Raw genomic sequence first — 6,253 nt, 5'->3', positions numbered from 1 at the left:
AATCCCATTAAAAAATTAATCACAAAGGAAAAACGCTTATAAAAGGAAGATTAAAATCCAATTATAAGCGTTTTTTTTATCTAAAAACGAGGTCTATCAAAATTGACGTGGTTTTTCAGTGGCTCTGTTCAAACTTCATAGCTTTTTTTGTGCTTTAGTTTCTTCAATAATATCTTCGTCTTTGCTGAGTTTTAATGAAACTAATACTCCAGTAAGTAGTGATAAGGCGATAAAACCAAGTGAAGCCCATTCAGGAACTTCGATATAATCATGAAGTAGTATTTTTAAACCCACAAAGCTCAAAATGGCAATCAAGCTGTATTATAAATGGCTAAATTTAACAAACATATTCGCTAAGGATAAATACATTACCGGTAAAACTAGAATGGCAAAGTATTAGGGTAAAATACTGAAAAAGGGTCTGAGGTTATGGTTAAAATAGCCGGAACGCTATCAACAGTAAATAAAACATTCATTACTTCAATTACAATTAATGCTATAAAAAGTGGAGTAGCATGATTCATTATAATATTAGTAGCTAGATGAAGATGGCCACATATTGTACTTAAATTCTATACACATAAAAAAAGTGCTAACTATAATAGCTAGCACTTTTTATTTAAAGTATTTGTAGAAATTACAAAGCAGATTTAACTGTTTTAATAATTCTTGCGGCAATTTTGTATGGATCACCATTAGATGCTGGTCTTCTGTCTTCTAACCAACCTTTCCAACCTTTTTGTACAGTCATTAAAGGAATACGGATAGAACAACCTCTGTCTGATACTCCGTAAGAGAAATCGTGAATAGATGCAGTTTCGTGTTTACCAGTCAAACGTTGATCGTTAAATGCTCCATAAACTGCAATGTGTTCAGCAGTTACTGGACGGAAAGCTTCACATATTTTTTCGTATACTTCTTGAGAACCACATGTTCTTAAAACTTCGTTAGAGAAGTTAGCGTGCATTCCTGAACCATTCCAGTCTGTGTCTCCTAGAGGTTTTGGGTGGTACTCGATATAGTAACCGTATTTCTCAGTTAAACGATCTAAAAGGTAACGTGCTACCCAAATTTCGTCTCCTGCTTTCTTAGCACCTTTTGCAAATAATTGGAATTCCCATTGTCCGCAAGCTACTTCTTGGTTAATTCCTTCAAAGTTAATTCCTGCTGCAATACATAAATCAGCATGCTCTTCAACTAATTTTCTTCCGTGAGTATTTTTTCCTCCAACTGAACAATAGTACATACCTTGTGGTGCAGGGTATCCACCTACAGGGAAACCTAATGGTAATAATGTTTTAGTGTCCATGATGAAATATTCTTGTTCGAAACCAAACCAGAAATCTCCATCATCATCAATAGTAGCTCTACCATTAGATGGGTGAGGAGTACCATCAGCGTTCATAACTTCGGTCATTACTAACCAACCGTTAATACGAGTTGGGTCAGGATAAATGGCAACAGGTACTAAAAGACAATCAGATGATCCGCCTTCGGCTTGTTTTGTAGAGGATCCATCAAAAGACCAGTTACCTAGTTCTTCTAAAGTTCCTTGGAAATTTTCATGCTCTTCAACTTTTGTTTTACTTCTTAAATTTTGTGTTGGTTCGTATCCGTCTAACCAGATATACTCTAATTTAATTTTAGCCATAACTATATGAATTTGTTTTATTTTTTTTCTGGGTCAAATATAAATTTATTTTTTTTACTACTAAAAAATAGGGGGTGATAATTGGGGTTTTATTGAAGGATTTTAATTAAGTGTAATTTTGAAGGGGGTATATTTTTAAAAAAGCAATTTTAAGTGTGCTAAAAAAACAAATTCGTAATATTCGTCTTTTTTTTTGGTATTAATACGTTCTTTTATTGATAAATAGATGTTTTTTATGTAAAATAACTACTTTTTTTTGTTATATTTTTGTAAAAAAGTGGTTTTTATATTGAAAGTTGTTTGTTTTTATGAATATTTATTGTTTTGAATTTGGAGATTGTTTGTTTGGTTATCTTTAATTTTTTTAAGTTTGATTCATATTTTTAGTCTAAAAATTTTTCTGTTATTTGGTTATTGAGTGGTAGTTTGTTTTTCTTCTTTCTTTATTTTTCGTCCAATTTATTAAATTTTAATATTCGACTCTAAAAGTGTAATTGCTTATATTTGTTACAAAAAAAATAAAGTAATAACAACTAAAAACCATTACTATGTCTACAATACGTTTTCAAGCTTTAAGCGAAGCATCGAATAGAAAGCCAGTAAAATTTGAGGAATCAGATAGAAAATCATCTCTTTTTGGTTCGAATGTTTTTAATGATAAAGCAATGAAGCAATATTTGACTTCTGATGCTTATAAAGCTGTTAAAGGTGCCATTTTGCATGGGACAAAAATTGACAGAAAAATTGCAGATTACATAGCAATGGGGATGAAAGAGTGGTCTTTAGCTAAAGGCGTTACTCATTATACGCATTGGTTTCAACCATTAACAGGTACTACTGCTGAAAAACATGATGCTTTTTTTGAAACTTCTTATGATGGAAGTGATCCAGTAGAAAAATTTGGTGGAGCACAATTGGTTCAGCAAGAACCAGATGCTTCTAGTTTTCCAAATGGAGGGATAAGAAATACTTTTGAAGCCAGAGGTTATACCGCTTGGGATCCAACGTCACCAGCTTTTATTTATGGCACAACTTTGTGTATACCTACTATTTTTATTTCGTATACTGGTGAAGCGTTAGATAACAAAATCCCATTATTACGAGCTTTATCTGCAATGGATGAAGCAGCTACCGAAGTGTGTAAGTATTTTGACAAAAACGTAAAGAAAGTAACTGCAACTTTAGGGTGGGAGCAAGAATACTTCTTAATCGATAAATCTTTGGCAAATTCACGTCCTGACTTAATGATGACTGGTAGAACTTTATTAGGACATACTTCGGCAAAAGGACAACAGTTGGATGATCATTACTTTGGTTCTATTCCATCACGTGCCCTAACTTTTATGAGAGACCTTGAGCAAGAGTGCATGTTGTTAGGTATTCCAGTAAAAACACGTCATAATGAGGTTGCACCAAACCAATTTGAGTTAGCGCCAATTTTTGAAGAAACTAACTTAGCAGTAGACCACAACTGTTTATTGATGGATGTAATGGGTAAAGTAGCTGAAAGACATGATTTCAAAGTGTTATTGCACGAAAAACCATTCAAAGGCGTTAATGGTTCTGGTAAACACAACAACTGGTCATTGGCTACGGATACTGGAGTGAACTTGTTAAGCCCAAGTAAAACACCAATGAGCAACTTACAATTTTTAACTTTCTTTGTGAACACTATCAAAGCGGTTAATGATTATGAAGAATTATTAAGAGCTTCTATCGCTACGGCTAGTAATGATCATAGACTAGGAGCCAATGAGGCACCACCTGCAATTATTTCTGTTTTTATTGGGGAACAATTGACAAAAGTATTAGCTGAATTAGAAGGTGTAACGGCCGGAAAATTATCTCCTGAAGAAAAAACAGACTTAAAATTGAACGTAGTTGGTAAAATTCCAGACGTACTTTTAGATAATACGGATAGAAATAGAACTTCTCCATTTGCCTTTACTGGAAATAAATTTGAGTTTAGAGCTGTAGGTTCTTCTGCAAATTGTTCTAACGCAATGACTACTTTGAATGCTATTGTGGCAAAACAACTAAAAGATTTTAAAATAGAAGTTGATGCTCTCATTGAAGAGAAAGACATGAAAAAAGATGATGCTATTTTCAATGTAATAAGAGAGTATATCAAACAATCTAAAAAGATTCTTTTTGAAGGAGATGGCTACAGTGAAGCATGGGCTAACGAAGCAGCAAAAAGAGGATTGAGTAACTTCAAAACTACACCAGAGGCATTGAAAGCGAGAGCTTCTAAAAAAGCTTTAGATTTATTTGCTGAGTTAGGTATTATGAATCATGTTGAGGTTGAAGCTCGTTATGAAATTGAATTAGAAGAGTACACTAAAAAAATTCAAATTGAAGGACGTGTTTTAGGTGATATTTCTAAGAATCATGTAATTCCAACAGCAATTCGTTACCAAAATACTTTAATCGAAAATGTAAAAGGATTAAAAGATATTTTTGGATCGGATTACGAAAATGTTGCAAAAGAACAAATCCTTCTTATAAAAGAAATTTCAGGTCATATTGAAGGGATTAATTCTAAAGTCGCTTTGATGACTAACGAAAGAAAAGTTGCCAACAACTTGGCTGATGCTCAGGAAATGGCTGAAGCATACTGTAACAAAGTAAAACCTTATTTTGAAGAAATTCGTAACCATTGTGACAAACTAGAATTGTTAGTTGATAATGAATTATGGACTTTAACCAAATACAGAGAGTTATTGTTTACTAAGTAATATAAAGTATTAGTTACTTCTAAAGGGAGCCTAATTTTAGACTCCCTTTTTTAATTTTGTTTTGAAAACCGATATGATTTTAGGATCTATCGGTTTTTTTGTAATCCAACTTCTGGTTTAAACCAAGAATTTAAAAAAACTGGTTATCTTTGCACCACATCAACACAAACTAATTTCATGAGTTCAGATACTTCTAAAAGATATGCACAACGTGGTGTTTCGGCATCCAAAGAAGATGTGCATAATGCTATTAAAAACATCGATAAAGGTTTATTTCCACAAGCATTTTGTAAAATTGTCCCTGACTACCTTACCCAAGATCCAAATTATTGCTTGATTATGCATGCCGATGGTGCTGGAACAAAATCCTCACTAGCGTATATGTATTGGAAAGAAACTGGGGATATTTCTGTTTGGAAAGGCATTGCACAAGATGCATTAATTATGAATATTGATGATTTATTGTGTGTAGGAGCTATTGACAATATTTTACTTTCTTCTACTATCGGAAGAAACAAAAATCTAATTCCTGCTGAGGTTATTTCGGCGATTATTAATGGTACTGAAGAATTAATTCAGGAACTGGCTACTTTTGGGGTGACTATTCATTCTACAGGCGGTGAAACGGCCGATGTTGGAGATATTGTTCGCACTATCATTGTTGATTCAACGGTTACCGCACGAATGAAACGTTCTAAAGTAATTGATAATGCCAATATCCAAGCTGGTGATGTTATTGTAGGTTTGGAATCTTTTGGTCAAGCTACTTATGAAAAAGAATACAACGGAGGAATGGGAAGTAACGGATTAACTTCTGCCCGTCACGACGTTTTCGAGAAATACTTGGCGGCCAAATATCCTGAGAGTTTCGATGCCGCTGTTCCTTCAGAATTGATTTATTCTGGTCAAGTAAAATTGACAGATGCTGTTGAAAATTCACCTATAGATGCTGGTAAATTGGTCTTATCACCAACTAGAACTTATGCGCCAATCATAAAGGCTATTTTAGATAAATATTCTGCTAACGAAGTACACGGAATGGTACACTGTAGCGGTGGAGCGCAAACTAAAATCCTGCATTTTGTCAATAATTTGCACATCATAAAAGACAATTTATTTCCAGTACCGCCTTTGTTTCAACTGATTCAAGAGCAATCCAAAACGGATTGGAAAGAGATGTATCAAGTATTCAATTGCGGTCACCGAATGGAGTTATACGTGCCAGAAGCTATTGCACAAGACATCATTGCGATTTCAAAATCGTTCAATGTCGATGCGAAAATTGTAGGTAGAGTAGAAGCTTCTGATGCCAAAAAACTAACCATCAACAGCGAATACGGTACTTTCGAATATTAAATTGTTTAAAAGTTTAAAGTTTAAAGTTGTTTTAGCAACTAACGATTACATCTTTTAAACAACCTTAAACTTTAAACAATCTTAAACTATTTAAAACCTTAACCCCTTTCCCCATGTACGAACTACTTTTTTGGCGTTATCAAGAGGGCATTTACCTCAATCATCATTTGGTTTACGAAGCCTTGGTCGAACAAGAAATCGTTGAGGGTTTAGAAGATTTACCTGTCGAAGTTATTTTGAATCGGTTGAATAGTGTTTTCGCAACTTGGGAAAAAGTAGACGACAGCAGTTGGAAAAACACCAAAGGCAAAGGCGCTTTTCAGGTCAAAACCACGCCGCAAAGCATTCAAATCGACTGCTACGGCACCGATGGGAAAACGATGAATTTATTGGCCGACACGCTCGAAGAGTTCAAATGTCCAGTATATGACCCTCAAGTTCCCGTTCGCTACGACGAGTTCAACGAATAATTTTAGGAGCTAATTCCAGCGCTCCGTTACAAGTCCTC

Annotated in this window: 6 protein-coding genes; 3 read left to right on the top strand and 3 right to left on the bottom strand. The window is 34.3% G+C overall.

Annotated features, from left to right (window positions below):
- Positions 1-135 precede the first annotated feature (135 nt).
- The 3 genes from WFZ86_RS18710 to WFZ86_RS18700 all read right to left on the bottom strand — a co-directional run bounded on the left by WFZ86_RS18710 (position 136) and on the right by WFZ86_RS18700 (position 1,651).
- A complete protein-coding gene (locus WFZ86_RS18710) occupies positions 136-315 on the bottom strand; it encodes a hypothetical protein (protein WP_342693351.1) in 180 nt (59 codons plus the stop codon).
- A gap of 65 nt (positions 316-380) precedes the next feature.
- Positions 381-476 carry a hypothetical protein gene (locus WFZ86_RS18705; RefSeq protein ID WP_342693352.1) on the bottom strand — a complete coding sequence of 32 codons (96 nt, stop codon included), beginning with the start codon at positions 474-476 and terminating at the stop codon, positions 381-383.
- Positions 477-637: 161 nt separating this feature from the next.
- Entirely contained in the window at positions 638-1,651 is a 1,014-nt protein-coding gene (locus WFZ86_RS18700; RefSeq protein WP_342693350.1) for a glutamine synthetase beta-grasp domain-containing protein, read from the bottom strand.
- A 548-nt stretch (positions 1,652-2,199) separates the two neighbouring features.
- Between WFZ86_RS18700 and WFZ86_RS18695 the strand changes: the two genes are divergently transcribed.
- From WFZ86_RS18695 to WFZ86_RS18685, 3 genes are all read left to right on the top strand, one after another.
- Positions 2,200-4,389, top strand: a complete 2,190-nt coding sequence (locus WFZ86_RS18695) for a glutamine synthetase III family protein (RefSeq protein WP_342693349.1) — start codon at positions 2,200-2,202, stop codon at positions 4,387-4,389.
- A 177-nt stretch (positions 4,390-4,566) separates the two neighbouring features.
- Complete coding sequence (locus WFZ86_RS18690) at positions 4,567-5,745, top strand: AIR synthase related protein (RefSeq protein WP_342693348.1); 1,179 nt, start codon at positions 4,567-4,569, stop codon at positions 5,743-5,745.
- Positions 5,746-5,858: 113 nt separating this feature from the next.
- The gene (locus tag WFZ86_RS18685) at positions 5,859-6,215 is read left to right on the top strand and encodes a hypothetical protein (protein WP_024981137.1); all 357 of its coding nucleotides are present in this window, start codon (positions 5,859-5,861) and stop codon (positions 6,213-6,215) included.
- Positions 6,216-6,253: the final 38 nt, after the last annotated feature.

The sequence above is a fragment of the Flavobacterium polysaccharolyticum genome (assembly GCF_038739875.1).
In the GTDB taxonomy this organism is placed as follows: domain Bacteria; phylum Bacteroidota; class Bacteroidia; order Flavobacteriales; family Flavobacteriaceae; genus Flavobacterium; species Flavobacterium polysaccharolyticum.
The sequence above is the reverse complement of the archived record's forward strand: the minus strand, read 5'-3'. Positions and strand labels throughout refer to the sequence as shown.

What these genes read in the sequence shown, in the direction of transcription:
- WFZ86_RS18685 (WP_024981137.1), top strand. Translation starts at nt 5,859, where the DNA reads ATGTACGAACTACTTTTTTGGCGTTATCAAGAGGGCATTTACCTCAAT.
- WFZ86_RS18700 (WP_342693350.1), bottom strand. Translation starts at nt 1,651, where the DNA reads ATGGCTAAAATTAAATTAGAGTATATCTGGTTAGACGGATACGAACCA.
- WFZ86_RS18705 (WP_342693352.1), bottom strand. Translation starts at nt 476, where the DNA reads ATGAATGTTTTATTTACTGTTGATAGCGTTCCGGCTATTTTAACCATA.
- WFZ86_RS18695 (WP_342693349.1), top strand. Translation starts at nt 2,200, where the DNA reads ATGTCTACAATACGTTTTCAAGCTTTAAGCGAAGCATCGAATAGAAAG.
- WFZ86_RS18690 (WP_342693348.1), top strand. Translation starts at nt 4,567, where the DNA reads ATGAGTTCAGATACTTCTAAAAGATATGCACAACGTGGTGTTTCGGCA.